This window comes from Agrobacterium bohemicum, assembly GCF_002896715.1.
Lineage (GTDB): Bacteria > Pseudomonadota > Alphaproteobacteria > Rhizobiales > Rhizobiaceae > Agrobacterium > Agrobacterium bohemicum.
In genome coordinates this window covers 67,359-92,838 of record NZ_PGEL01000028.1, presented here as the reverse complement: position 1 = coordinate 92,838, position 25,480 = coordinate 67,359, and the positions used below count along the sequence as shown (strand labels likewise).

Annotated in this window: 21 protein-coding genes; 14 read left to right on the top strand and 7 right to left on the bottom strand. The window is 56.1% G+C overall.

The features are described from left to right. Positions 1-6 precede the first annotated feature (6 nt). Positions 7-1,980 (bottom strand): helicase HerA domain-containing protein, encoded by a 1,974-nt coding sequence (locus CUC55_RS19155; protein ID WP_067645384.1) that lies wholly within the window; start codon positions 1,978-1,980, stop codon positions 7-9. 376 nt (positions 1,981-2,356) lie between these two features. On the opposite strand from CUC55_RS19155, the gene CUC55_RS19150 reads away from it, so the two are divergent. After that, positions 2,357-4,150, top strand: a complete 1,794-nt coding sequence (locus CUC55_RS19150; RefSeq protein WP_103088844.1) for an acetolactate synthase 3 large subunit — start codon at positions 2,357-2,359, stop codon at positions 4,148-4,150. A 20-nt stretch (positions 4,151-4,170) separates the two neighbouring features. Then, entirely contained in the window at positions 4,171-4,743 is a 573-nt protein-coding gene (ilvN, locus tag CUC55_RS19145) for an acetolactate synthase small subunit (RefSeq protein WP_103088843.1), read from the top strand. A gap of 462 nt (positions 4,744-5,205) precedes the next feature. Here ilvN and CUC55_RS19135 read toward each other — a convergent pair whose 3' ends face one another. Together CUC55_RS19135 and CUC55_RS19130 are read right to left on the bottom strand one after the other, a co-directional pair. Next, positions 5,206-6,051: an aldo/keto reductase gene (locus tag CUC55_RS19135; RefSeq protein ID WP_103088841.1), complete on the bottom strand. Its 846-nt coding sequence runs from the start codon at positions 6,049-6,051 to the stop codon at positions 5,206-5,208. 156 nt (positions 6,052-6,207) lie between these two features. After that, the gene (locus tag CUC55_RS19130; RefSeq protein WP_425352879.1) at positions 6,208-8,040 is read right to left on the bottom strand and encodes a methyl-accepting chemotaxis protein; all 1,833 of its coding nucleotides are present in this window, start codon (positions 8,038-8,040) and stop codon (positions 6,208-6,210) included. A gap of 472 nt (positions 8,041-8,512) precedes the next feature. Between CUC55_RS19130 and CUC55_RS19125 the strand changes: the two genes are divergently transcribed. Beyond that, positions 8,513-9,640, top strand: coding sequence for an ATP-dependent DNA helicase (locus CUC55_RS19125; RefSeq protein WP_103088839.1), 1,128 nt, complete (start codon positions 8,513-8,515; stop codon positions 9,638-9,640). 67 nt (positions 9,641-9,707) lie between these two features. Here CUC55_RS19125 and CUC55_RS19120 read toward each other — a convergent pair whose 3' ends face one another. Continuing rightward, positions 9,708-10,292: a MerR family transcriptional regulator gene (locus CUC55_RS19120; protein ID WP_425352890.1), complete on the bottom strand. Its 585-nt coding sequence runs from the start codon at positions 10,290-10,292 to the stop codon at positions 9,708-9,710. Between the two features lie 424 nt (positions 10,293-10,716). Between CUC55_RS19120 and CUC55_RS19115 the strand changes: the two genes are divergently transcribed. Together CUC55_RS19115 and CUC55_RS19110 are read left to right on the top strand one after the other, a co-directional pair. After that, positions 10,717-11,472: a pyridoxine 5'-phosphate synthase gene (locus tag CUC55_RS19115; RefSeq protein ID WP_067645399.1), complete on the top strand. Its 756-nt coding sequence runs from the start codon at positions 10,717-10,719 to the stop codon at positions 11,470-11,472. 78 nt (positions 11,473-11,550) lie between these two features. Then, positions 11,551-12,816: an NAD(P)/FAD-dependent oxidoreductase gene (locus CUC55_RS19110; RefSeq protein WP_103088837.1), complete on the top strand. Its 1,266-nt coding sequence runs from the start codon at positions 11,551-11,553 to the stop codon at positions 12,814-12,816. Positions 12,817-13,008: 192 nt separating this feature from the next. Here CUC55_RS19110 and CUC55_RS19105 read toward each other — a convergent pair whose 3' ends face one another. Next, entirely contained in the window at positions 13,009-13,896 is an 888-nt protein-coding gene (locus CUC55_RS19105; RefSeq protein ID WP_067645403.1) for an SDR family oxidoreductase, read from the bottom strand. A 113-nt stretch (positions 13,897-14,009) separates the two neighbouring features. Between CUC55_RS19105 and CUC55_RS19100 the strand changes: the two genes are divergently transcribed. The 3 genes from CUC55_RS19100 to ilvC all read left to right on the top strand — a co-directional run bounded on the left by CUC55_RS19100 (position 14,010) and on the right by ilvC (position 16,290). After that, complete coding sequence (locus CUC55_RS19100; RefSeq protein WP_103088836.1) at positions 14,010-14,411, top strand: winged helix-turn-helix transcriptional regulator; 402 nt, start codon at positions 14,010-14,012, stop codon at positions 14,409-14,411. A gap of 156 nt (positions 14,412-14,567) precedes the next feature. Then, positions 14,568-15,224, top strand: a complete 657-nt coding sequence (locus CUC55_RS19095; protein WP_067645640.1) for a TetR/AcrR family transcriptional regulator — start codon at positions 14,568-14,570, stop codon at positions 15,222-15,224. A 46-nt stretch (positions 15,225-15,270) separates the two neighbouring features. Continuing rightward, complete coding sequence (gene ilvC, locus CUC55_RS19090) at positions 15,271-16,290, top strand: ketol-acid reductoisomerase (RefSeq protein ID WP_067645407.1); 1,020 nt, start codon at positions 15,271-15,273, stop codon at positions 16,288-16,290. A gap of 122 nt (positions 16,291-16,412) precedes the next feature. On the opposite strand, the gene CUC55_RS19085 is transcribed toward ilvC, so the two are convergent. Next, positions 16,413-17,126, bottom strand: coding sequence for a DNA helicase (locus CUC55_RS19085; RefSeq protein WP_103088835.1), 714 nt, complete (start codon positions 17,124-17,126; stop codon positions 16,413-16,415). A gap of 147 nt (positions 17,127-17,273) precedes the next feature. Beyond that, the gene (locus CUC55_RS19080; RefSeq protein WP_103088834.1) at positions 17,274-17,726 is read right to left on the bottom strand and encodes an RbsD/FucU family protein; all 453 of its coding nucleotides are present in this window, start codon (positions 17,724-17,726) and stop codon (positions 17,274-17,276) included. 240 nt (positions 17,727-17,966) lie between these two features. Between CUC55_RS19080 and CUC55_RS19075 the strand changes: the two genes are divergently transcribed. The 6 genes from CUC55_RS19075 (at position 17,967) to CUC55_RS19050 (ending at position 25,141) form a co-directional block, all read left to right on the top strand. After that, positions 17,967-19,211, top strand: a complete 1,245-nt coding sequence (locus tag CUC55_RS19075; protein ID WP_103088833.1) for an aminotransferase-like domain-containing protein — start codon at positions 17,967-17,969, stop codon at positions 19,209-19,211. A gap of 148 nt (positions 19,212-19,359) precedes the next feature. Continuing rightward, complete coding sequence (locus tag CUC55_RS19070; RefSeq protein ID WP_067645414.1) at positions 19,360-20,190, top strand: PhzF family phenazine biosynthesis protein; 831 nt, start codon at positions 19,360-19,362, stop codon at positions 20,188-20,190. Between the two features lie 81 nt (positions 20,191-20,271). Further along, positions 20,272-21,255, top strand: coding sequence for an ABC transporter substrate-binding protein (locus CUC55_RS19065; RefSeq protein WP_067645416.1), 984 nt, complete (start codon positions 20,272-20,274; stop codon positions 21,253-21,255). 9 nt (positions 21,256-21,264) lie between these two features. Further along, on the top strand, positions 21,265-22,959 hold the full coding sequence (locus CUC55_RS19060; protein WP_103088832.1) for an ABC transporter permease: 1,695 nt from the start codon (positions 21,265-21,267) through the stop codon (positions 22,957-22,959). Continuing rightward, positions 22,947-23,975: an ABC transporter ATP-binding protein gene (locus CUC55_RS19055; protein ID WP_067645421.1), complete on the top strand. Its 1,029-nt coding sequence runs from the start codon at positions 22,947-22,949 to the stop codon at positions 23,973-23,975. Before CUC55_RS19060 ends, CUC55_RS19055 begins: the two co-directional genes overlap by 13 nt. 56 nt (positions 23,976-24,031) lie before the next feature. Next, positions 24,032-25,141: an endonuclease/exonuclease/phosphatase family protein gene (locus CUC55_RS19050; protein ID WP_103088831.1), complete on the top strand. Its 1,110-nt coding sequence runs from the start codon at positions 24,032-24,034 to the stop codon at positions 25,139-25,141. Positions 25,142-25,480 lie beyond the last annotated feature (339 nt).

Here is a 25,480-nt window from a genome sequence, read left to right as displayed (position 1 = left end):
GCTGCCTCAATCCTTCCGGTACAAACTCCCCAGTGGCTTTTTCAGTAAACTCTCTTTGAGCGAAGACCTCGGCTCCTCGCCAGTCGTTGACCGCGCGGGGACACCCTGAACAGCCTCTCGTACTGGTGCAGTGCCAACTGCCAGACTTGGCATCTGCGCCTTTGCGGAAAATACGGAGCTTCGAGGCAGCATTTCCGGGCGGTAGGGTTCGCTGCCGTTGCTGCTGCTAAACTCCTGCTTCCAACTGGCGAACTCTTCCTCATCGGCGTCCTGGGCGATTTTTGCCTCGTAGCTCTGGCGGAAGCCCGAGATATCGGGGCCAGTGACAGCGCGCATGCGCTTGACGATGGAGCGAAGATCCACGGTGTCTGGTGTGTCTTCCACCACAGACGGAGCGATGCCGTTTGCCTTGGGAAGAATATGCGACGGCACCCGGTTGAAGCGGATACGCATGGGAACGCTGATCGCTTCACCGAAGGCAATAGCCTCACCATTGCCAATGGACGAGAGAAAGCTGGTGGTGGAGACGGACGAGTTCGGTATGGCCGACCGGATGATTTCCTGATCGTTTTCGTTGGATAGCCGCATGGCGAACACGGTGGAACATTGCGACAGGATGGTCTGGTCCAGTTCTCCCGGACGCTGGGTGATGATGCCGAGCGATACGCCGTATTTTCGGCCTTCCTTGGCGATGCGGGCGATGGCTTGGCGCGTGGGGAAAAAGCCGAGTTCGGGATCAGCGGGGACGTAACGGTGCGCTTCTTCGCAGACAACCAGCGTATGGATTGCACCTTGGCTCCACAGCGCCAGCTCGAATGCCATGCGGCAGAGAACGGAGGCCACCGAATTCACCACTTCCGACGGAATTCCTGCAAGCTGGAAGACGGAAATCGGTTTGCCATCACCGGGAACGCGGAAGATATGCGCCACCGTTTCCATGATCGTATCGCTGATCGTGCTGTTGGAGAACATGAAGTGATAGCGCGGATCATTGATGGCGGCCATGATGCGTATCTTCAGGTTGCGCAACGCTGGCTTTTCATCACGTCCCTCGAGACGACCGATGCGGTCATCGATCAAGGCCAGAAGGTCAGCAATACGATACGGGATGGGCGTATCCGATGTCAGCGAGGATTTTTCCGATGCTCTGCGCATCACGGAATTGTCCGCTCCGCGAAAAGCGCGTTTTGCTTCCGGTATCAGGTCGCGCAGTACATCAAGTTCTTCGACTACCGCTTTGCGACCGCGATAAAGCACTTCGGTGAATTCTTCGAGCTTCATCAGCCAGAAGGGCAGGTCCAGCGTTTCGGTGTCGATGACAACCGATGTCATCGGAAATGCGGCTGCATACTCATTGTGTGGGTCCAGAATCAGCACCCGCAGCTTGGGGTCTTTTTCAATAGCTTTGTTCAACAGCAGTGCAACGGCTGTGGACTTGCCGACGCCCGTGGAGCCCAGCACGGCGAAATGTTTGGATAGCATTTGCGGAATGCTGATCGTCGCGTCGATACTGTCATCCTGCGTCAGGTGGCCGACGACGGAGGTGCCTTCGCCTGCATTATCGTAAATGCGCATCAGGTCTGCCGAGCGAATACGGTGAGCGACTGCGCCGAGATAGGGGTAGCGGGAAATGCCGGTCGAAAAACGCTCGCCACCGTCAGGTGTGCGGTATATCTCGCCCAGCAGTTCGACATCGATCAATAGCGTGTTGCTGCGCGTGTCAGACCACTCGATCTGGCCGGTTTTCATGGCGTAGCTCAAGGCTGCGACACGGGTTTCGCCAAGGTCGATGGAGATCAGGCGACCAACCGACCACAGTTCCGCAAGGTCTGTCTTCCCGGGCTCGGTCGTGGCGGAAATCGTGGCGCGGGAACCGGTGCAGGAAATGACGTGGCCAAGCAGGCGGTTTGCTGCCGTCAACTCGTCACGGCGTTCTTGTTCGCCTGCTTTTGCAGATCTGCGAAGGTCGTCGTTGAACACGTCTCGCCCCTGTCATAGGTCATGCCGGCTTTTNCCCGGTTATTTCCGAGAAATCCTAGACGATTGCGTTTAACAACTGGTGTCATTGGAGCGTATTTTAATTTCGTCCAAAGCGCTCGATAAGCAATAAATGGAATGAATGCGGATTTTTTNGCGTAGAATGCGTTGACGGATATCGGTTTTGTGTCTAACACTCCGGCCCATGAAAAATCTTAATGTACTTATCGTGGTGGGACGGCGCATGGGCAGGATGGTGTAACCATCCGGCGAAAGCACCCATGCGCTGAACGAGGCTCCTCAAGGGGCCTTTTTTTATGTCTTCACACGGGTCATATGGCCNGACGATATCCAAAGCCAAATCGGGATGGAACAGGCAATGACGGATAAGGACACTACGGACAACAGCAACACCATGACGGGCGCGGAAATCGTTCTGCGAGCCCTGAAGGATAACGGCGTCGAGCATATTTNCGGCTATCCCGGTGGTGCGGTTCTTCCGATCTATGACGAGATTTNCCAGCAGGACGATATCCAGCACATTCTCGTTCGTCATGAACAGGGTGCAGGCCACGCCGCTGAAGGTTACGCCCGTTCCACCGGCAAGGTCGGCGTTATGCTGGTCACATCCGGCCCCGGTGCCACCAATGCCGTTACGCCTTTGCAGGACGCCTTGATGGACTCGATCCCGCTGGTGTGCATTTCCGGCCAGGTTCCCACATCGTTGATCGGTTCCGATGCGTTTCAGGAGTGCGATACGGTTGGCATCACGCGTCCCTGCACCAAGCACAACTGGCTGGTCAAGGACGTCAATGAACTCGCTGGCATCATCCACGAAGCCTTCCGCATTGCCCAGACCGGCCGTCCGGGGCCTGTTGTTGTTGATGTTCCCAAGGACATTCAGTTCGCAACAGGTACCTACACGCCACCTTCAGCCGATATTCAGCAGAAGAGCTACAAGCCGAAGGTTCAGGGCGATCTGAACGCCATTCATGCCGCCATCGAGCTGATGTCGAAGGCTCGACGCCCGATCCTTTACACCGGCGGTGGTGTGATCAATTCCGGCCCGGAAGCCACGCGGCTGCTGCGTGAACTGGTTGAACTGACTGGCTTCCCGATCACGTCTACCCTGATGGGTCTCGGTTGCTACCCAGCGTCGGGTGAAAGATGGCTGGGAATGCTGGGAATGCATGGTTCCTACGAAGCCAACATGGCGATGCATGATTGTGACGTCATGGTCTGTGTCGGCGCACGTTTCGACGACCGTATCACCGGGCGTTTGAATGCCTTCGCGCCGAACTCCAAGAAANTCCACATCGATATCGATCCATCCTCGATCAACAAGAACGTACGCGTCGACATTCCAATCGTTGGGGATGTTGGGCGTGTTCTGGAAGATATGGTTCGTTTGTGGCGGGCCTTGCCAGCTAAGCCCCCGAAGGCGCAGACGGAAGAGTGGAATGCGGAGATCACCCGCTGGCGTGCGCGTAAGTCTTTCGCCTACAAGAATTCCAAAGATGTCATCATGCCTCAATACGCCATCCAGCGTCTGTATGAAGCATCGAAGGGCCGCGATACATACATCACCACGGAAGTCGGTCAGCACCAGATGTGGGCTGCACAGTTCTTCGGCTTCGAAGAACCGAACCACTGGATGACATCCGGCGGTCTCGGCACCATGGGTTATGGCCTGCCTGCCGCCATCGGCGTTCAGGTTGCGCACCCGGAAGCTCTGGTTATCGATATCGCCGGTGATGCGTCTATTCAGATGTGCATTCAGGAAATGTCCTGCGCCATCCAGTACAGCCTGCCTGTCAAGATTTNCATCCTGAACAATCAGTATATGGGCATGGTGCGCCAGTGGCAGCAGTTGCTGCATGGCAACCGCCTGTCCAACTCCTACACGGAAGCCATGCCCGATTTNGTCAAGCTGGCGGAAGCCTATGGAGGCGTTGGCATGTATTGCGATGACCCTCGCGAACTGGACGACAAGATTGCCGAGATGATTGCAGTGGACAAGCCTGTTATCTTCGACTGCCGCGTGGCCAATCTCGCCAACTGCTTCCCGATGATCCCATCGGGTAAGGCCCATAACGAGATGCTGTTGCCGGATGAAGCAACCGACGAAGCCGTTGCCAACGCCATCGATGCAAAGGGCCGTCAGCTAGTCTGATCGGGAGAGGGAACACGGATATGAACGCACACCTACAGCCTACCGGTTCGGCCTACTTCATTCAGAAGGAAACGGAAACCGTTGAAANTCATACGCTCTCTGTTCTTGTCGCCAATGAGCCGGGCGTTCTCGCCCGCGTCATCGGCCTGTTTTCCGGTCGCGGTTACAACATCGAAAGCCTGACCGTTTCGGAAACAGAACACGAAGCGCATCTGTCGCGCATTACCATCGTCACGCGCGGCACGCCGGGCGTGCTGGAGCAGATCAAGGCGCAGCTGGAGCGTATCGTTCCGGTTCACACGGTTGTCGATCTGACAGTCCGCGCCCGTGACATGGGACAGGAGCGCCCGATCGAGCGTGAAGTCGCGCTGATCAAGGTCGCCGGTTCTGGCGAAGACCGCGCCGAAGCGTTGCGGCTTGCCGATGCGTTTCAGGCAAAAGTGGTCGATGCGACAGTGGAGCATTTCATTTTCGAAATCACCGGCAAGTCTTCGAAGATCGACCAGTTCATCTCGATCATCAAGCCATTGGGCCTTATCGAGATTTGCCGGACTGGTATTGCGGCCATGAACCGTGGTCCGCAGGGAATGTGATTTNACAAGTTTGTCCGAATAGAAATGCCCGCAGTTCTTGCTGCGGGCGTCTTGGTATATCCAGAGAAATGCTTTGAGACGAAAATCACAACAGACGTGGGCGCTGTATTGCCGTAGCTACCTCGTGACCATCGGCCTTTTGATGCTGGCTGGATCTGCGTTCACGCTCTATCTCGCATATAACGGTTCGATTTTCCTGCAATGGTGGGCTCTTGCCATCATAGGTACACTGGTTTGCGGCGGTGCCGCGCTTATTGGGATTGGTCTTTTGGGTAGCCATTCGCTTGTGGATAAATGGGCGGACGCGGCATCCTCCCATGAGGCCAGCGTGGTTTNGATGGTGATCTCGTTTCCGGTCTATTGCGTCTTGAAGCCGTTTTACCAAACTCGGTAAGTCTGCTCCAAGCTGATTCAGGTGGTTGTTATCTTGAATCCATAAAACACGCCAAGCCCATAAAATCCTTACAGCATCTCCAACGGCACCTTCTGTGCCGGCGGCGGAAATGCTGCATCCAGTGCCGCCCAGTCCTCATCGCTAATATCCAGATCGGTTGCACCTCGATTTTCGGTGACGCGTTCCGGGCTTGCGCTTTTCGGTATCGCTATCACACCGTCACGATCCAGCAGAAAGGCCAGGGCGACCTGCGCGGGCGTCGCTTGATAGGCTTTTGCGATACGGATGAGTTCATGGTTTTTGACGAGCCGCCCTTGCTCAATTGGAGAGTAGGCCATCAGGGGAACGCCGTGGCTTTGGCACCAGGGCAGAAGATCATATTCAGGGCCGCGTCTGGACAGATTGTAAAGCACCTGATTGACCGCGCAGTTCTTGCCGTCTGTAAAGGAGAACAGTTCTTCCATATCGTCGGTATCGAAATTGGAGACGCCCCAGTTGGTGATTTTGCCGTCCGCTTTCAACTTTTCGAAGGCACTGACGGTTTCCTCCAGTGGGTGCGAGCCCNGCCAGTGCAGCAGGTAGAGGTCGAGGCGGTCTGTTCCGATACGCTTCAGGCTACGCTCGCAGGCGTCGATGGTGCCTTGCGCGCTGGCATTGAATGGGTAGACTTTACTGACGAGAAACACTTGCTCGCGTATATCAGCGATGGCTTTGCCGACGACGTTTTCCGACCTGCCATCCGCATACATTTCCGCCGTATCGACCACCGTCATTCCAAGCTCGATTGCCTTGCGGATGCTGGCGATCTCGGCGGTTTCTTCGTTGGGCTGCTCACCCATATTCCACGTCCCAATCCCAAGTGACGGAATGCTGAGACCGGAGGGGAGGGTGACGGTTGGAATATCGTCGAACATATGGTCGCTCCGTTTNGATGAGGTGCATCTTAAACCAGTGAGCGGGCGGGTCGATCCATCAAAACTTATGGGTATGTTCAATCAGGCCGTTGGCACGAACAGGGCATGAAAAANGCCCAGGGTTTACCCTGGGCTTGGTTGGAGTTCTGGAAAAGATCAAAATTCTTCCCAGGATGCGTTGGTTGCTGCCGCTGCCGAACCGCCGCCGAAAGCTCCTGCCACCTTTCGCATCAACTGGCGTGTTGGCGAGGGGGCGGGGGCCGATGAGGCCGATGCGAGTTGGACTGGTCGCGAGGAAGAGCCGTCGCCGAGGTTGAACTGCGTAATCAGATGGTTCAGGGCCGCAGCTTCCTTTGCGAGGCTATGGCTTGCCGCTGTCGACTGTTCGACCATGGCGGCATTCTGCTGGGTGCCCTGGTCCATGGTGTTGACGGCGGAGTTGATTTCCTGAATGCCGACCGACTGTTCGCGCGCAGATTCCACGATGGCGTTTACGTGCTGATTGATGTGCTGCACTTCGGAAACGATCTCTTCCAGTGCCTTGCCCGTGTTGCCAACAAGCTGAACGCCCGATCTCACCTGTTCGCCGGAAGTGACGATCAGTGTCTTGATTTCCTTGGCGGCCTTTGCGGAACGCTGTGCCAGTTCACGCACTTCCTGCGCAACAACCGCGAAGCCCTTGCCTGCCTCACCAGCGCGTGCCGCTTCAACACCCGCATTCAGTGCCAGAAGGTTGGTCTGGAATGCAATTTCGTCAATGACGCCGATGATGTTCGAAATCTCACTTGAAGACTTTTCGATCTGTTGCATGGCAATAACGGCATCACGAACGACCAGGCCAGAGTTTTCTGCGCTGAGACGGGTCTTGGTAACGAGACTGCCGACTTCTTCTGCGCGCTTGGCCGAATCGCGGACGGTTGTCGAAATCTGCTCCAGTGCTGCCGCCGTTTCCTCGACGGATGCAGCCTGCTGTTCGGTCCGCTTTGAGAGATCGTCGGCGGCAGAACGGATTTCGTTGGCGCCGGCGTCGATACCGCGCGCATTCTTGCCCACGGAAACCAGCGCCTCATTGAGCTTGCCAACGGAGTTGTTGAAGTCGCTTCTGAGCCTGTCAAGATGAGCCACGAAAGGTGTATTGATGCGATGAGCGACATTGCCGTCTGAAAGCTGGCCAAGACCTTTCGCCAATTCATCGACTGCGAACTGAATCTCGNACGCGTCCTGTGCCTTTNGGGCTTCACGTTCCTGGCGGTCTTTTTCGCTCATCGAGCGATTGGCGTCTGCTTCGCGTTCCATCTGGATTTTGGCGATGGCGTTGTCCTTGAAGACCTGAACGGTTTCGGCCATCTGCCCGATTTCGTCCTTGCGACCAACGCCAGGAACGTCCAGATTTGTTTCGCCGCTAGCCAGACGCTTCATGGCGTACGTCATGGCCAGCAATGGCCGTGAAATTCCCGAACCGATCATCAAGCCCGCAACGAGCGCGATAACGATTGCACCGGCAAGGCTGCCCCATATCATCGTGATGGAAGACGAGATGGCAGCTTCGTTTGCTGCGGCACGTTTGACCAGCAGTGCATTTTCGTCGGCCTGAAGGTCTTTGATGAGACCACGCAGGCCATCAAAGTAAGTCTTGCCCTGCGAGGCATCCAGCTGCTGGTTCAATTCGGCAATCGAAACGGTGTCGGCTATGGCGCCACGCGCCTTGATTTGCGGCTCGGAGAAGTTTTTCTGCCAGTCGCTCATAGCCTTTTCGATTTTATCCAGACGACCAACCTGCGTAGGATTGTCGCTGACCATCGCTTTTACGTCTTTGATCTTTTGATAGATAGCTTCTTCGCCTTGACGATAGGGAGCAAGGAAATCCTGTTTGCCAGTAATGATAAAGCCGCGCATGCCGGTTTCCATGTCCACCGCAGATGCGGTGATGGAATCCGTTGCCCGCAGCACCTTGTTGGTATGGTCGACCCAGCCATTGCTTGAAATCATGGAAGAAATGCTAGTAAGGGCAATTGCACCTATCGCAATTGCAAGCAGTACTGGCGCTGATGTACCAGATACGACTTTCGATTTGGTGGAAAGGTTCTTGAAAGAGAACATATTTTCCCGGCCCCTTAGTGTAAGTTATTGCATTGTGGGTGAGCATGGCGTTGCTCCGAACAACTTTATTTTTGTTTTCGGGGTTTTCTTTGGGAAAGCCGTCGTGTCGTTCTGGTCGTGTCATGGTACGGTCGAATATCCCTAATATCTTACCCGTACAAAATGGGAGAATATTGGAGATCAATTTATTGTTAGTTAATATTCGAATATTGATAANTGATAATTATCCATGACTAAAAGACCTGTGAGTTGATGTTATCCAGCACTTCTCGGGTGCTTTCTAACTTTAGCAACCGCACCTTTATTCTTCTTTCGTTCTTTTTCAGTTGCACTTCACGCTCGAATCCTGCGAAGAGAACGCATGCAATTTTCACCACAACAGGATGAAGCCCTGAAGGCTGTTTCGCGCTGGCTGAAAGAAGGCCGCACGCCGGTTTTCCGCCTGTTTGGTTATGCAGGCACGGGCAAAACGACGCTGGCCAAGCATTTCGCTGAAAATGTCGACGGTGAGGTTCTGTTTGCGGCCTTCACAGGCAAGGCTGCGCAGGTTTTGCGCTCACGCGGGGCGACGAATGCCCGCACCATCCATTCGTTGATTTACCGTCCGCGTGGCGAAGAGGCCGTTGAGAACGAGGAAACCGGCAAAACATCCATTGCACCGATGTTTNCCATCAACCGTCAGAGCCCGCTTGCCAAGGCAGCGCTCATCATCATCGACGAATGTTCGATGGTGGATGAGCAGCTCGGTCGTGATTTGATGAGCTTCAGCACACCGATCCTCGTACTGGGTGATCCCGGGCAACTTCCGCCCGTTTCTGGCGGTGGCTTCTTTACGGATCAGGAACCCGATTTTTNGCTGTCGGAAATTCACCGTCAGGCAAAAGACAACCCTATCATCCAGCTTGCCATGGATGTGCGTGAGGGTAAGGAAATCATGCGCGGCGACTACGGTTCCGCTCAGGTTATCTCCAAGAATGAAGTGACGCAGGGGCTGGTTCTCGATGCAGACCAGGTGCTGGTCGGTACCAATCGCACGCGCCGCCGTTACAATCAGCGTCTTCGCGAATTGAAGGGTTTCGTTGCCGATTATCCGCAGTCCGGTGACAAGCTGGTGTGTCTTCGCAACGATCCCGCCAAAGGGCTGCTGAACGGCTCTTTATGGCAAGTGATGAGTTCGTCGCGTGAAACCGTCAAACCAGGCATCAATCTGATGATCCGTCCTGAAGACGACGATATGGATCGCGGCGCAGCAAAGATCAAACTGTTGAAGGCCGCGTTCGAGGAAACGGAAACCGAAATACCGTGGACGACACGCAAGCGTTACGACGAGTTCGATTATGGCTATGCGCTGACGGTGCATAAGGCCCAGGGTTCGCAATGGAACANCGTCGTGCTGTTTGACGAGAGCTTTGCATTTCGTGATTCGCGAGAGCGCTGGCTCTACACCGCGATTACCCGCGCGGCTGAAACACTGACGATCGTACGCTGAACGAAAAACGCCCGACGCGATTTTACAATCTGCGTCGAGCGCTCTTATGTGTCCTTTGGAAACCGTTTCACTCTTGCTCGGCTGGTTGCCGGTCGGAGCTGATCACGCCCAGCATAAATGCTTTGGCAACGGCCTGAAAACGATTGTTTGCGCTGACTTTTTGCATCACCCGCGCCTCCAGCTTCTGAAGCTCATCGCCGGAAATGCCGAGTGTTCTCGCCAGCCGGACAGGGGCATAGCCTTCTGCCATCAGCTCGAGGCATTTGCGCTCCAGCGTGTCCAGCTGGACGTCGCCGCCGGTGAGTGTGTCGGCTTCGGAGCCGCTATCGTCGGTCACAAGAACATCGCTGATCTGCTGAATTTGACGGCGTACGGACGATATCTCCCCAGCCAGTTCGCTTTTGCGAGCGTTCAGCACATTCTGGAAANTTGCATCCGCCTCAGCCTGGCTAGGTGCATCGGCCAGTTTCTGCATGATGTCCTGGATGGTCGCGACCGGGATGCCGATCTCGCGGCAGAAATTGACGACTGCCATGCGGCGCACATCATGATGCGAATAGATTCGCATCAAGCCGGCGCGGCGGGACGAAATGATCTCTTTTTCTTCGTAAAAATGAAGTGTGCGGTGTGTTACGCCGAACATGCTGGCCATGTCGGCAATGCCAACAGGTTCTGGTGGCATATAGGATGGTTGTGGGATGTCCGGCAGAAAACCCTTGCGTTTTGTGGTCGCAACATCCTGATAAAGTGATGTCTTCGATTCTTCTGCATCGCGCATCGGCTTTGCCCTCCAGCGGACGTCATTGCGCGCTCTGCCGGGAATGGAGCGTCGCACTGGGAGTTCCTCTTGAACGAGTTCGTCGATTCCCCCATCGAGATTGGGNTGCAATTTCAGATTTGTTTCTAAATAAAAATAATCACTCGACATAATTAATCCCCAATACCCAACGCGCGTAAAATGCAACCGCCGGAATTTGGTTCCAAAATTTTATGATTATTTTGGTGGGGACGCTTGCGGCATGCGCCATAGTAGGGGAAACAAGGCCTTCTGATGTTGAAANCAAGCGATTATCACCATGCCAGCCAAGCTCTCCGTTAATCTCAATGCTGTCGCGATGCTGCGCAATCGTCGCGATCTTCCATGGCCGGATGTCGCGCATTTCGGTCGCCTTGCGCTCGGCGCTGGCGCCAGTGGATTGACGGTTCATCCCCGTCCGGATCAGCGCCACATTCGTTTTTCCGACTTGCCCGTGCTGCGCGCGCTCATCGATGACGAGTTCCCGCAAGCTGAGTTCAACATCGAGGGCTATCCGACCGAAGACTTTCTGTTGTTGTGCGAGGAAACACAGCCGGAGCAGGTGACGCTGGTACCGGATGATCCTGCGCAGGCCACATCCGACCATGGCTGGGATTTTCGAAAGCACGCCGCTTTCCTTAAAGAGACGGTGGCGCGGTTGACGTCTGGAGGCATGCGGGTGTCATTGTTTGCCGATGGTGATGGGGATGAAGAGGCGGTTCGGCTAGCAGCGGAAACGCGCGCGGCGCGCATCGAGCTTTACACCGGGCCCTATGGCGGCTGTTACGACAATCCCGAACAGGCGAAAATCTGGATCGAAAAGCTTGGGACAACCGCTGATCATGCAAAGGCTTTCGGGTTGCAGGTCAATGCAGGTCACGATCTGACCGTTGCCAACTTGCCAGCGCTGGTCAAGCGTATTCCCGAGCTGGCGGAGGTTTCCATCGGTCATGGGCTGACCGCAGATGCGCTGGAATATGGAATGGCAGAAACGGTACGGCGTTTTTGCAACGCCTGTGGTCAGGCGATTTCATAACTATCGTCAATTTTTGGATTTATATTGTATCCGCGCACCATACTGCGCGGATATTTTTGTTTTAGAAGGGCAGATTTTATGCAGGAGCATCACGTTGTCGTTGTTGGGGGAGGCTTCGGCGGACTGCAAGTCGTTCATGGGTTGAAGGGTGCGAATGTCCGCATCACCTTGATCGATCGTCGCAACCACCACCTGTTCCAGCCGCTGCTTTACCAAGTAGCGACGACAGCACTGGCGACATCCGAAATCGCCTGGCCGATCCGGCGGCTTTACCGGGATCGGCGGGAAGTCACGACGCTGCTTTCGGAGGTCGGCGGCATAGACCGGCAAAACCGCAAGGTCATTCTGACATCCGGCGAGACGGTACCCTTCGATACGCTGGTGCTGGCCACCGGCGCACGCCATGCCTATTTCGGCAATGACGCCTGGGAAAAACATGCGCCGGGCCTGAAAACTCTTGAGGACGCAACGACCATTCGCCGCCGTCTGTTGCTGGCTTTTGAACGCGCCGAGCTTGCCTCGACGGAAGAGGAAAAACAGGCGAATTTGACCTTCGTGGTCATCGGTGCTGGCGCGACCGGCGTCGAGATGGCCGGAATGATCGCAGATCTGGCACACAAAGTGTTACCTCCAGAGTTTCGCAATGTCGATACGCGCAAGACGCGGGTCATGCTTGTGGAGGCAGGGCCAAGGGTTCTGCCTGCCTTTACCGAGGAACTGTCGGCCTACAGCAAAANGGCACTTGAAAAGCTGGGCGTCGAGGTGCTGCTGGGAACTCCCGTTTCCGACTGCACGGAAGAGGGCGTCAAGATCGGCGACGACTTCACACCCGCCCGTACCATCATCTGGGCAGCCGGTGTTCAGGCATCGCCTGCCGCGAAATGGCTGGATACGCCATCGGACAGGGCAGGGCGTGCGGACGTTGGTCCGCAACTGAACATTCCGAGCGATCCCGACATCTTCGTCATCGGAGACACTGCATCCGTCATGCAGGACAATGGCAAGCCGGTGCCGGGTGTCGCACCGGCTGCGAAACAGCAGGGCGCCTATGTGGCTGAGGTCATCAAGTCACGTCTTGCTGGAAAGACTGAACAGCCCGCATTCCACTACCGCCATCAGGGCAATCTCGCGACCATAGGCAAGAGTGCAGCAGTTGCCGATTTCGGCAAGATCAAGCTGACGGGTGTTCTGGCATGGTGGATATGGGGTCTGGCCCACATCTACTTCCTGATCGGAACCCGCTCGCGTCTTGCCGTGGCGTGGAGCTGGCTGTGGATCTATCTCAGCGGCCAGCACAGCGCGCGGTTGATAACGCAGAAAGAGACGTTGAAGGATGAGGCGTGAGCATAACGCTGTCTCCCTGGGAGGCATGACGTTGCACCCAACCCCTGTCACCCTCGGGCTTGACCCGAGGGTCTATCCACGGTCAACGTCATGGTTCGTTGGATCCTCGGGTCAAGCCCAAAGATGACGTTGTGTGGCGCAGTGGCGTGTGTCTTCAAAGGGGAATGGTATTCCCAAGCCCTTGTAGCTACCTCAAGCCGAAAGAAGTGCCGCCTTGTGCACCTTGAAGAACGCCTCGGTCGTCTGTGACTTCTCGCCCGTCAGCGTTTCGTAATCAGCTGTCACGAGATCGAAATTTCCGGCGGCGATGTTTGCGTCGGCGGATGCCAGCATTTCTGCCACGAAGCCGGGAAGACCAGCGCCCTCTATGCCCTTCTGTAAATCGGCAGGAGATACCTTCACGACAGCCAAAGGTTTTCCGGTGGCTTGGGAGATGATTGCGGCGATCTCGTCGGCGTTCAGCGACTGTGGTCCGGTGATGGTGTAGGTCTTGTTTTCCGGCTGACCTTTGGCCAGCACTGCGGCTGCTGCGCGGGCGCAGTCATCACGCGACACGTTGGAAACCTTGCCTTCGCCCATAGCCGTAAACCACTGACCGCCCTGCAGATTGTGCGGCATGCCATGCAGGTAGTTATCGTTATACCAGGCATTGCGGATAATGGTGTAGGGCAGGCCGCTGGCCTTGACCGCTTCTTCAGTGCCCAGATGGTCAGGTGCGAAGGTGACGAGCGACTTGTCCGGGTTCGGCATGGACGTATAGGCGATGTGCTTTACACCGGCTTTTGCCGCTACGGCGACAGCTGCCTTGTGCTGGGTCAGGCGCTGGCCTGGGACGGCCAGGGCATCCGTGGAGATGATCAGTACCGTGTCGATGCCGGTGAAGGCCGCGTCCAGCGATGCAGCATCATCGAAATCGGCATTGCGCAATTCAACACCCTTGGAGCCAAGGCTTGAGAGTTTCGACGCATCGCGGCTGGCGGCCACAATGTTCGATGCGGGCACTTTATAGGTTTCCAGCAAGTGGTGGATGATAGCCTGCCCAAGGTTGCCGGAGGCGCCGGTTACGAGAAGCTTGTTCATCGTATAGTTCCTTTTTCAATAGTCTCAAAANGAGAGTAGGGATAGAATAGGAATTGACCGCGATCTGTAAAGAAGGCATTTTTACCGCTCTACGTTACCAAANGGGAACCACCATGACAGCGACTGTATCCAGATTGAAGCCAGCAGCTTTGGCCCCGACGCCCGATTTCGCCAATCTGGATTTTGCAAACTGCCCGGTGCGTGACCTGCTCAACCACATCGGCGGCAAGTGGTCCACTTTGCTGCTGCAAGCGTTAGCTGAACGGCCCTACCGATTCGGCGAACTGCGCCGCATGGTGCCGGATATTTCCCAGCGTATGCTCACTCAAACGCTGCGTGATCTTCAGCGCGACGGCTATATTCACCGCGAGGTTTTTNCCACCAAACCGCCAAGCGTTGAATACAGCATGACACCGCTCGGTCGCTCGCTTTACCGCCCGTTGTCAGAAGTGATCAACTGGGCGCTGGAAAACCACGACGCGGTAAAGGATGCGCGCCAGCGCTTCGAAGTGTGAGCTTCTCCCACGCGCCGGAAGCAACCCTTTGCTGATGTTGCGGCGCGTCAATTCGTAATTTTCCTTCAAAAATTGCTTGACCCCAATCAAAGCTCCCCTTAAACAACCTTCGAACCGTACCGTACGGTACATAACGTTTCAGGTGGAGTGGGCAAGGTGGGGACCGATCCGATCACAGCGCAGGAATTTTCGCCGCGTCAGAACGCTGTTCTGGAACAGGCTTTGCGTCTTCTGGTCGAGGGCGGGGAAAAAGCGCTGACCACATCTGGACTCGCTCGTGCCGCCAACTGTTCCAAGGAAAGCCTCTATAAGTGGTTCGGCGACCGTGACGGTCTGCTGGCCGCGATGATCACCTTTCAGCAGAGCAAGGTTCGCACCTTCGAAAAGGCAGGCGACCGTGTTTCTGCGGCACAGCTCACCGACCACCTTGAAGTTTTCGCCCATGATCTGCTCGACGTTCTCGCTGGCGATGTCTCGCTGGCATTGAACCGGCTTGCGATCGGCCAGGCCAGCCGGGATGGCTCGAAGCTGGGGAACCTGCTTCTGGAGCGCGGTCGCCGCCAGATCGACAAGCGCGCACGCGGCCTGATTGAGGCCGGTCGTCGTTCCGGTTATCTGCGCTTCGATGATCTCGAAGACGCCTATCGCAGCTTTTATGGCCTGATCGTTTCCGACCTGCATGTGCGCATGCTGCTTGGTGAAGCGCAGCAGGCAAAGGATTTCTCGGCGCGGGCGCGCAAGGCCGTTTCGGCCTTTCTGGCGCTCTACGGCACGGAGAAAGTACATTCGGAAATTGGCGCAAAGGTCGCCTGAATTTTCGGTCGCAACAACTTGATTTAGCACAGGAAGGACTATCCAAATGCGCGTTTATTACGATCGTGATGCCGATCTCAATCTCATCAAGGCTAAGAATGTCGTCATCGTCGGTTACGGCTCGCAGGGTCGCGCCCATGCGCTGAACCTGAAGGACAGCGGCTCGACTAACGTTGTTATTGCCTTGAAGGCCGGTTCCGGCACCATCAAGAAGGCAGAAGCCGATGGCTTCAAGGTCATGACCGTTGCCGAAGCTGCCAAGTGGGGTGATCTTTTGATGATGGCAACGCCTGACGAACTTCAGGCCGACATCTACAAGGCAGAAATCGCCGACAACATTCGTGACGGCGCAGCGATTGCTTTCGCACACGGTCTCAACGTTCACTTCGGCCTCATTGAGCCGAAGGCTTCGCTCGACGTCATCATGATCGCACCAAAGGGTCCAGGCCACACGGTTCGCGGCGAATACCAGAAGGGCGGCGGCGTGCCTTGCCTCGTTGCCGTTCACCAGAACGCTTCCGGCAATGCTCTTGAGGTTGCTCTTTCCTACGCCTGTGGCGTTGGTGGTGGTCGCTCTGGAATCATCGAAACCAACTTCCGCGAAGAGTGCGAAACCGACCTCTTCGGCGAACAGGTCGTTCTGTGCGGCGGTCTCGTTGAACTGATCCGTGCCGGTTTCGAAACGCTGGTCGAAGGCGGTTATGCGCCTGAAATGGCCTATTTCGAGTGCCTGCACGAAGTTAAGCTGATCGTGGACCTGATCTATGAAGGCGGTATCGCCAACATGAACTACTCCATCTCCAACACTGCAGAATGGGGCGAATACGTCACAGGTCCGCGCATCATCACGTCCGAGACGAAGGCTGAAATGAAGCGCGTCCTGCACGACATCCAGACCGGCAAGTTCACGTCCGACTGGATGCAGGAATACCGCTCCGGTGCCGCCCGCTTCAAGGGTATCCGCCGCATGAACGACGTTCATCAGATCGAAGAAGTCGGCGCAAAGCTGCGCGGCATGATGCCTTGGATCGGCAAGAACAAGCTGGTTGATAAGTCAGTCAACTAAGCTTCATTGCTGGGATTGAATTGCGAAAGGCCGGAGCGAAAGCTCCGGCCTTTTTGTTTGAGATAACCTTTCAAAGCCGCGAAGCGACTAAACTGCGCTTATATCGCGCCATATCCGAAAGATCATGCCACCATTNGAAATTGGGTTTTACCGTTATGTACAAAGCATGCTTTCGTAAAAAGGCTCAGCTCGACGTGATTTGGAAGGCGAAGGTCATGGATGTCGGGTAACGCCTTGTTATCTGCGTCGAACGAGCGGTCAATCTGCGAGATGAAACCGAATATGACTCCGACTTGCTTCGCAAANTCATCAAGAGCGCGAACCTGCTCCGAAAGCGGAGGCTTATGTCTTTGTTGATCGAGGACCTGCAAATAGTCGATGACAGCTACCGTTCCGGGTTTTGATCCCGATAGATGACTGATGATGTAATCGGCACTGATTTCATCAGAAGTGATAATTTCAAGGCTGTCGCTGATACCGGGCGCTTTCTTTTCCAAAGACTGGACGTGTTTTATCGCCTGCTGTTCCGTAAATTCCAGCGTGAACAGGACCGCCCTTCGATCGTCATTGATTGAATCAATTAAAAGTTGCAATCCTAATTTGGTTTTCCCATGCCCTGGACGTCCCGCAAACAGCAGCATGTCGCCGTTATGCAACTTAGCTAGTAGGCTTTNGGGTTGTGGGTAAGCTGCCATGCAGGCGGATAGCATACTCCACCGCTGAAATCCTTCTTCTTGGGCAATCTGATCCAAAACTTCATTGAGTGGAATGCGACTGTCGCGAGAGATGAGTTTAGCGCGGCGTTTCAACTGGAATATAGGCGCAGAAAGTTTCATCAAAGAGCTCCATTACAAGCTAAAACGCAAACCCTCCTCATGCGTCGCCCGAACAGATGGCTCGATATTTTTATCTCTCTGCATGTCTGATGCTTACCCGAAGGGAGGGGGGAGGCGCGAGATCAACCTTGTTGCAGGCTACCGAACCTATTGATTCGGCGCAATCACACCCTTCGTCAAAATAAAGCAGCCATAAAACCGCGTTTCACCGGTCGTGATCACGCAGTAAGCGTCCTTTGCCTGCTCATAGAACGCAAAGCGTTCGATGCCGTACATCGGTGCTGACTTGCCTTCGGCAGCATCGACTTCCTTTTGCACTTCTGCCTGCACCGGCTCGATCTGGTCGGGTGCGCCCATGACTTCCATGCGGCCGACGGAGGGCTGAAGGGGGGTGTCGAGGGGGAAAACCGAGAGGATGGCTTTCATGGCGCGGGCGGCAGAGATGTTTNCCATGCGAAGGACCTGTCCGACATTGGTCGACTGCGCGACGCTATCGGATGGAAAGTTGGTATCGGTGACGACGAGCGTGTCGCCATGGCCCATGGCGCGCAGCGCGTGAAGCACATCGGCATTCAAAGCCGGATCGATATTCTTGAGCATTGTTTCTCCTCCATCATGCATAAAATCAGCGGTCTGCAATCGAGCCGGAAATTGTGCCGCCGTCAATCCATCGTGATGCCGATTGTAGACTCTGCGCAGAGGATGTATTGCGAAGGCACCTATGGAGGAGGCGCGTAAATTTTAAAAAAAGCGTACCAAAATACGATAAGTCAGCATTGCTGACCTATCGTGTCTTCGCTACATTTATGCGCACAAGAACACACAAGAGGAAACGAACCCATGCTCGATTGGGAACAGATTTTTGCCACGCGCTCATCGCGCATGAAGGCGTCCGAAATCCGCGAATTGCTGAAACTGCTGGAGCAGCCGGATATCATTTCCTTTGCTGGCGGTATTCCTGATCCTGCACTGTTTCCCGACCAGGAATTCAAGCAGGCTTACGCGGATATTTTCTCAGGTCCGCAGGTCAATTCTGCTCTGCAATATTCCGTCAGCGAAGGCTACAAGCCGCTGCGCGAATGGATCGTTAAGGACATGGAAANGATCGGCATCGACTGCTCGGTCGATAACGTCTTCATCACCTCCGGTTCACAGCAGGCGCTGGATTATCTCGGCAAGCTGTTCCTGTCACCAAACGATACGGCGCTGGTAACGTGGCCGACCTATCTCGGCGCTCTCTCGGCCTTCAATGCCTATGAGCCGACCTATGATCAGTTGAACCCCAACGGCAACCGCACGCCACAGACCTACCGCGACAATGCCGCCAAGACCGGTGGTGCCGTCAAGTTCGCCTATCTCTCTGCAGACTTCTCCAACCCGACCGGCGAGACGGTTGATCTTGCTGGCCGCAACCGGGTTCTAGAACTGGCCGACGAGATGGACATCGCCGTCATCGAAGATGGCGCCTACCAGAATCTGCGGTTCGATGGTGAGCCGGTTACGCCGATCCTGGCGATGGATATTGCCCGCAGCGGCGGTATCGAGCAGACACGCACCATCTATTCCGGCAGCTTCTCCAAGACGCTGGCGCCCGGCCTGCGCGTTGGTTTCGTGGTTGCCGCCATGCCTGTCATCCGCAAGCTGGTGTTGATGAAGCAGGCGGCCGATCTGCATTCCTCGACCATCAACCAGATGGCCGTCGAGCACGTCGCATCGCGTGGTTTCGACAAACAGGTCGCCAAGATCAAGGCTGCCTACAGCGCGCGCCGTGACGCGATGCTGGTGGCGCTCGAAAAATACATGCCCAAATCAGCCCGTTGGGCCCGGCCCGAGGGCGGTATGTTCATCTGGGTAACCTTGCCGGAAGGCATGGATGGCGCAGAACTGCTGGCCAAGTCTCTGGCAACCGAGCGTGTTGCCTTTGTCCCCGGCAAGGCGTTCTTTGCCGATGGCTCGGGTGCCAACACGCTGCGCATCAGCTTCTCCTGTGCCAATGAGCAGATGATCGATGAGGGCATCAAGCGCCTGGGTCGCCTGATCGCTGGTGCGGAAACAACGTCGAATGCGACGATGCCGCTGGTTTAAATGCCAGCGTTCTTGATCAATAATTAGGTCTTCCTCGGGCTTGTCCCTAGGGTCTAACGCACCACAACATCAAACGTGATTAGACCCTCGGGCCAAGCCTAAGGGTGACGAAAATTTATGTTTCATGTTCCCAAGAAAGGGTTCTCTCATGACCAGCCAGCACGCATTTCAGCAAGTCGATGTCTTCTCGGCAGAACCGCTCAAGGGAAATCCGCTTGCCGTCGTCTGTGATGCCGATGGCCTGTCGGATGAACAGATGGCGGCTTTTGCCAATTGGACCAACTTAAGCGAGACGACGTTCATTTTGAAACCCGTATCGCCGGATGCCGATTACCGGGTGCGGATATTTACGCCGAACAAAGAATTGCCGTTTGCTGGCCATCCAACCCTTGGCACATGTCACGTCTGGCTATCCCGTCAGGAAAACACCGGTAGGACCGAGGTGGTGCAGGAATGTGAAGCGGGTCTGGTTCGGGTCAGGGTGTCGGATGGCAAGCTGGCATTTGCCGCACCACCCTTGCGCAAATCCGGCCCGGTCGATGCCGAAACGCTGGCCAAGGTTGGCGCAGCACTTGCGCTTTCACCAGACGCCATCGTCAATGCGAACTGGACGGATAACGGTCCCGGCTGGCTATCGCTTCTGCTGCGGACACGCAAGGACGTGCTGGACATCAAGCCAGACTACGGCTCGCTTTATGAAGGTTTCCATGTCGGCTTGGTTGCGCCGTGCGGTAACGACATCGAGGCCGATTTCGAGGTTCGGGCATTCACCGATGGTTACGAAGATCCGGTTACCGGCAGTCTGAATGCAGGCATTGCGCAATGGCTGATCGGCCACGGGCTTGCACCGCACACCTATGTCGCAAGCCAGGGCACGGTTCTTGGCCGGGCAGGGCGCGTCAGTGTCGAAAAGATTGGCGATGATATCTGGATCGGCGGCGCGGTGACGGTCTTGATAGAGGGTACAGTAACGCTGTGACATGCTTCTAAATCCTGCCTGTCACATACATGTTATGGATTTGTGTTTTAGCGGTGCCACCTATCAACAGGAACCGCATTCATGAAAACGCTTCTCTCGGCTTTCACCGCCATCGTTTCGCTCGGCATTCTGGTGGGCGGTGCCCAAGCTGCCGATCTGGTGCTTTACACCAGCCAGCCAAACGAGGACGCGCAGGCAACCGTCGATGGTTTCAAGGCCGCCAATCCCGGCATTGATATCGAGTGGGTGCGCGACGGAACGCCGAAGATCATGGCCAAGCTGATGGCGGAGATCGAGGCGGGCAATGCTTCCGCCGACGTTCTGTTGATTGCCGATACGGTGACGCTGGAGCGCATGAAGCAGGCCAAGCAACTGCTGGCCTATAAATCGCCAGAAGCTGCCCATTACGATGCGGCGCTTTATGATGCTGATGGCTATTATTATTCCACCAAACTCATCACCACCGGCATTATGTACAACACGCAGGCCGCGATGAAGCCGACGAGCTGGAAGGATTTGGCAAAGCCGGAAGCAAAGGGTCTCGTTACCATGCCTAGCCCGCTAACCTCTGGTGCTGCGCTCATCCATGCGCAGACTCTGGCCGGTGTCGGCACTCTCGGCTGGGATTATTACAAGGCGCTGAAGGCCAATGGTGCGATTGCCGCAGGCGGCAACGGTGCAGTATTGAAGTCGGTTGCTTCAGGCGAGAAGGCCTACGGCGTCGTCGTTGACTACATGCCGATTCGCGAAAAAGCCAAGGGCGCACCCGTTGAGTTCGTGTTCCCCGAAGAGGGCGTTTCGGCCGTAACGGAGCCAGTCGGCATTCTTGCACACACGAAACATGCCGATGCCGCCAAGAAGTTCGTGGATTACGTTCTGTCTGCCAAGGGTCAGGAAGGCTTCGTCAAGCTTGGTTATATCCCGGCTCGTAACGACGTTGCCCTGCCGGAAGGATTCCCCGCGCGTGACAAGATCAAAATCCTGCCGATCAATGCGCCCGAAGCGCTGAAGAACTCGGAAAAGGACCTCAAGACGTTCTCGGATATCTTCGAATCCAAGGGCTGATCCGTATTCATGCCCGTACTTTTGAACAGTGGAAACAGTCAGCCGCGCTGGCTGTTTCCCTTTGTGGTTTCGGTGGTTTNCATGCTGAGCGCCCTGCCGTTGGGGCGGCTGGCCTATACGGGTATCCTCTCGTCACTGAAGGGTGACATGTGGCCGCTGCTGAGCGATCCGGCATTGTGGGACGCGGTGCTCAACACGCTTTCGACATCCTTTTNCGGAATGGTCATTTCGCTCGTCATCGGTACCGGTTTCGCGCTGGCGCTGACGCTGTGCGATATCAGAGCCAAGTCGGTGTTGAGTTTTCTCTTCATGCTGCCGATGATGATCCCGCCGCAGGTTACGGCGTTGTCATGGATCGGCATGACGGGGCCATCCAGCACGCTTCTGAAAGCAATCGGCTTGGCACCGCCTCTGGGTTCGCCACAGCCGCTTTATTCGGTCGCTGGTATTGCGCTGCTGCTCGGCGTGCAGCATGCGCCGCTGGTCTACCTGTCGCTTCGCGCCGGGCTGCTGGCCTTGCCGCAGGATGGCATCGAGGCGGCCAAGCTTTCCGGCGCGTCATCCTGGCAGGTGCTGAAAGACATCATTCTGCCGCTGGCCATGCCGGGCTTGATTGCTGGGGCTGCCATCTCTTTCGTGTCAGGCGTCGGCAATTTCGGCATTCCGGCCATACTCGGTATTCCCGCATCCATATTCACCTTGCCGACTTTGATCTACAGCCGTTTCGCGAGTTTCGGCACCAGTACCTTCGGCGATATCGCCATGCTCTCGGGCATGATCGCCATCATCTCCGTCATCGGTCTTGCCATTCAGGAACGGGCAATGAAGGGGCGCGATTACCGCATCATCGGCCTTTCCGGAAAGGCGGCCACTTTCCGGCTCGGTCGTTGGCGCACCCTCGCAGAAACAGCTCTTTGGCTCTGCATTTTTTNCATGCTGGTGGCTCCGCTCATGGCGCTGATCTCGAGTTCACTTGCGCCTGCGTACGGGGTGCCGCTGACACTCAAGACAGCGACCCTGCATGCCTATGAGGAAATCCTGTTCCGGCAAGCGGTCACCCGCACGGCCTTTGCCAATTCGCTCTTCCTTGCCACAGCCACATCTCTGTGTCTTCTTGCGGTGACAGTGTTGACGGCCTATTTTCTGGTGCGCGGTAAGAGCCGTTTCATGTTCCTGCTTTCTGCGCTGGTGGATATTCCCTATGCGCTTCCGGGGGTGGTCATCTCCGTGTCTTTTGTGCTGCTGTTTGCGGCACCCATCCCGCTGCTGGGCGTCACGCTTTACGGCACGTTATGGATTATTCTGCTCGCCTATTTCTCCTCCTTCTTCGCCGTCAGCCTGAAACCGATGGTGTCGGCTTTCACGCAGTTCGACCCGGCGCTGGAGGAAGCTGCACGGTTGGCCGGTGCCGGGTTCTGGCGGCGAATGTTCGATATCATTCTGCCACTGGTCGGGCCCGCTGCGGGGGCGTCTGTTATTCTGGTGTTTCTCATCGCCTGCAACGAGTTGACGGTGTCGGCACTTCTGTGGTCGGCGGGAACACAGACGCTGGGCGTGGTTATCTACAATCTCGATGACAGCGGCAGTTTCGATCTCGCTTCGGCGCTGTCGGTTCTCGTGGTGGCGATGGTGGTTGTTCTCATGCTGCTTCTGGAAGTGCTGGGGCGAAAATTGCCGAAGGGAGTCGTGCCATGGCGAAATTGATCCTCAACCGCCTGTCCAAGAGTTTCGGTGATGGAAAACCCGCGGTGGACGACGTATCGGTCACCATTCGCGAAGGCGGCTTTCTGGCGCTGCTGGGTCCATCCGGCTGCGGTAAGACGACGGTGCTGCGGATGATCGCCGGTTTCGAACAGCCGACCGATGGCGCCATTCTTTTGGGCGAACGCGTGCTGGCGGATGCCGGCAGCATGGTGCCACCGGAGCGTCGTAACATGGCAATGGTGTTTCAGTCCTATGCGCTATGGCCGCATATGACGGTGGCCGAAAACGCAGGTTACCCGCTGAAGGTCCGCGGCATTTCCGGCGAGCGATATCGCCGCAAGGTAGCAGACGCGCTCGCCACCGTGCGGCTGGAGTCCTACGCGGAGCGTCGCCCATCCGAACTATCCGGCGGGCAAAGGCAGCGCGTGGCACTCGCCCGTTGCCTTGTCACCGAACCCGATGTCGTGCTGCTGGACGAGCCGCTGGCCAATCTCGACCGGCATTTGCGCCAGGAAATGGAGGAAACATTCCGCGAATTCCACGCAATGTCGGGTGCCACCATGGTGTATGTCACCCACGACCAGTCCGAAGCGATGGCGCTCGCAACCGATGTTGCGGTCATGTCCGAGGGCAAGCTGTTGCAGATAGCGCCACCCGCCGAACTCTACGCCCGACCGGAAGGAAAGCTCGTCGGGGGGCTGGTGGGGCAGGGCGCTATTCTCTCTGTGTCCTTGCCGGACAATGCACCCAGATCAATGGAATGGAGCCAGCTGCAACAGGTTTTCACGGAGACTGATTCAACGTCAGCGATCGGTGATATTCTGGTGCGTCCGCAGGACGTGATCCACGATGCCGATGGCATTCCGTGCCGCGTCGCCACCATTCTCTATGAGGGCGAACGCTATGCGCTACGGCTGACTTTGCCGGATGGCCAGGTGTTGCGCGCCTATTCCCGCGAACCTGCCGCGATAGGATCCTTGTTTCCGGTCGTCATCCGCTCTGCATGGCGGCTCTAAGCTTGCCGTGATGCGAGAAACGGATAGGCTGGCCCGCAATCAATTGGGAATGAACCATGTCGCTGCGGCTTGCCACGTTCAACATCGAAAACCTGATGACGCGTTTCGATTACACCGGCTTTCGCAACCACACGCGGCGCGACCGAGCCATGCAGCTTTTCGATGTGCGCGATGAGGCGACCTATCAGGCGCTGGAAAGTGCGCGCATGCTGGCATCGACCGATGATACCCGCCAGCTTTCCGCATTGGCCATTGCCGATGCTGACGCCGATATTTTATGCCTGCAGGAGGTCGATAACATGGCCGCCCTTCAGGCTTTTGAATATGGCTATCTCTACCGCATGGTGGGCAATGGTTATCGCCAGAAATATCTGGTGGAAGGCAATGACAGCCGTGGCATCGATGTTGCAGTCATCCTGCGCGAGGAAACGCTGGATGGCGAAAAANTCGAGCTTGTCGATATCAAAAGCCATGCGACGCTCACCTATCGCGAGCTTGATCTGTTCACGCCGGAACTGGCGCTGACCAACCGCATCGACGACAAGATATTCAAACGCGACTGTCTGGAGCTGGACCTTCGCATCGGCGGCAAGCCGTTCACCCTGTACGTCACGCATATGAAATCCATGAGCAATGCCCGAGAGGCAGGTGACGCCCGGCTTTCCACCATGCCCGTGCGCGAGGCGGAGGTCCGCGCCGTGCGCAGCATCATCGAAAAACGTTTCGGACGAGACAACGCCCGGTCCGTGAATTTCGCTATATGCGGCGATATGAACGATTATCAGGAGCGCGTCGCTATCTCCGGCAACCGTCGCACCGGCTACAGCTTCACGCCGATGAAAGAGGAACGCAGTGCGCTCGACATTCTCAGCAAGGACGGTTTCGCCGTCAATTCGATGCTGCGCCGCGACGTCATGGACCGCTGGACGCTCTACCACTCACGCGGGCCGCAGGAACAGCATCTCTGCCAGCTAGACTACATCTGGCTCTCGCCGCATCTGGCAAAGATCAACGCAAACCGTACGCCCGAAATCATCCGCGCCGGTCAACCCTACCGCACAATTTTTCCACCAGGGCAGGACGTCGAGCGTTATCCGCGGACAGGATGGGACAGACCCAAAGCCTCTGATCATTGCCCGGTGGTGATGACGCTGGATTTGAGGTGAGATACCGAATGTCGACAGGCGGAAGCTTTTTCAAGCCATTTACCGCATGGTCAATGTAATTACGTTATGGTCGGGAAAAGAAAACGGGTGCCTCCGACAAGGTCCTAACTCGTGCCCCCNTGATTACAAATCAGATAGACGGGTAAGCATTAATTCCGTAAGAATTTTGAGTGTGCGTAAAAAANTGCGCGCGCGAGTGTGCGCGTTCTAGAGCGGAAAAGCATCACGATTCACGAAAAAGTGAGCGTCCTCTAGGGTGGCGCTGGTGTCTTGCTGGCTTTTCTCTGATCAGCCTACGAAAGATCAGAAGTACGCGATCTCTTGCAAGACGAAGCGAAG

Coding starts and splice junctions, on each gene's coding strand:
- ilvC (WP_067645407.1), top strand. CDS start 15,271: ATGCGCGTTTATTACGATCGTGATGCCGATCTCAATCTCATCAAGGCT.
- CUC55_RS19055 (WP_067645421.1), top strand. CDS start 22,947: ATGGCGAAATTGATCCTCAACCGCCTGTCCAAGAGTTTCGGTGATGGA.
- CUC55_RS19065 (WP_067645416.1), top strand. CDS start 20,272: ATGAAAACGCTTCTCTCGGCTTTCACCGCCATCGTTTCGCTCGGCATT.
- CUC55_RS19115 (WP_067645399.1), top strand. CDS start 10,717: ATGCCAGCCAAGCTCTCCGTTAATCTCAATGCTGTCGCGATGCTGCGC.
- CUC55_RS19070 (WP_067645414.1), top strand. CDS start 19,360: ATGACCAGCCAGCACGCATTTCAGCAAGTCGATGTCTTCTCGGCAGAA.
- CUC55_RS19105 (WP_067645403.1), bottom strand. CDS start 13,896: ATGAACAAGCTTCTCGTAACCGGCGCCTCCGGCAACCTTGGGCAGGCT.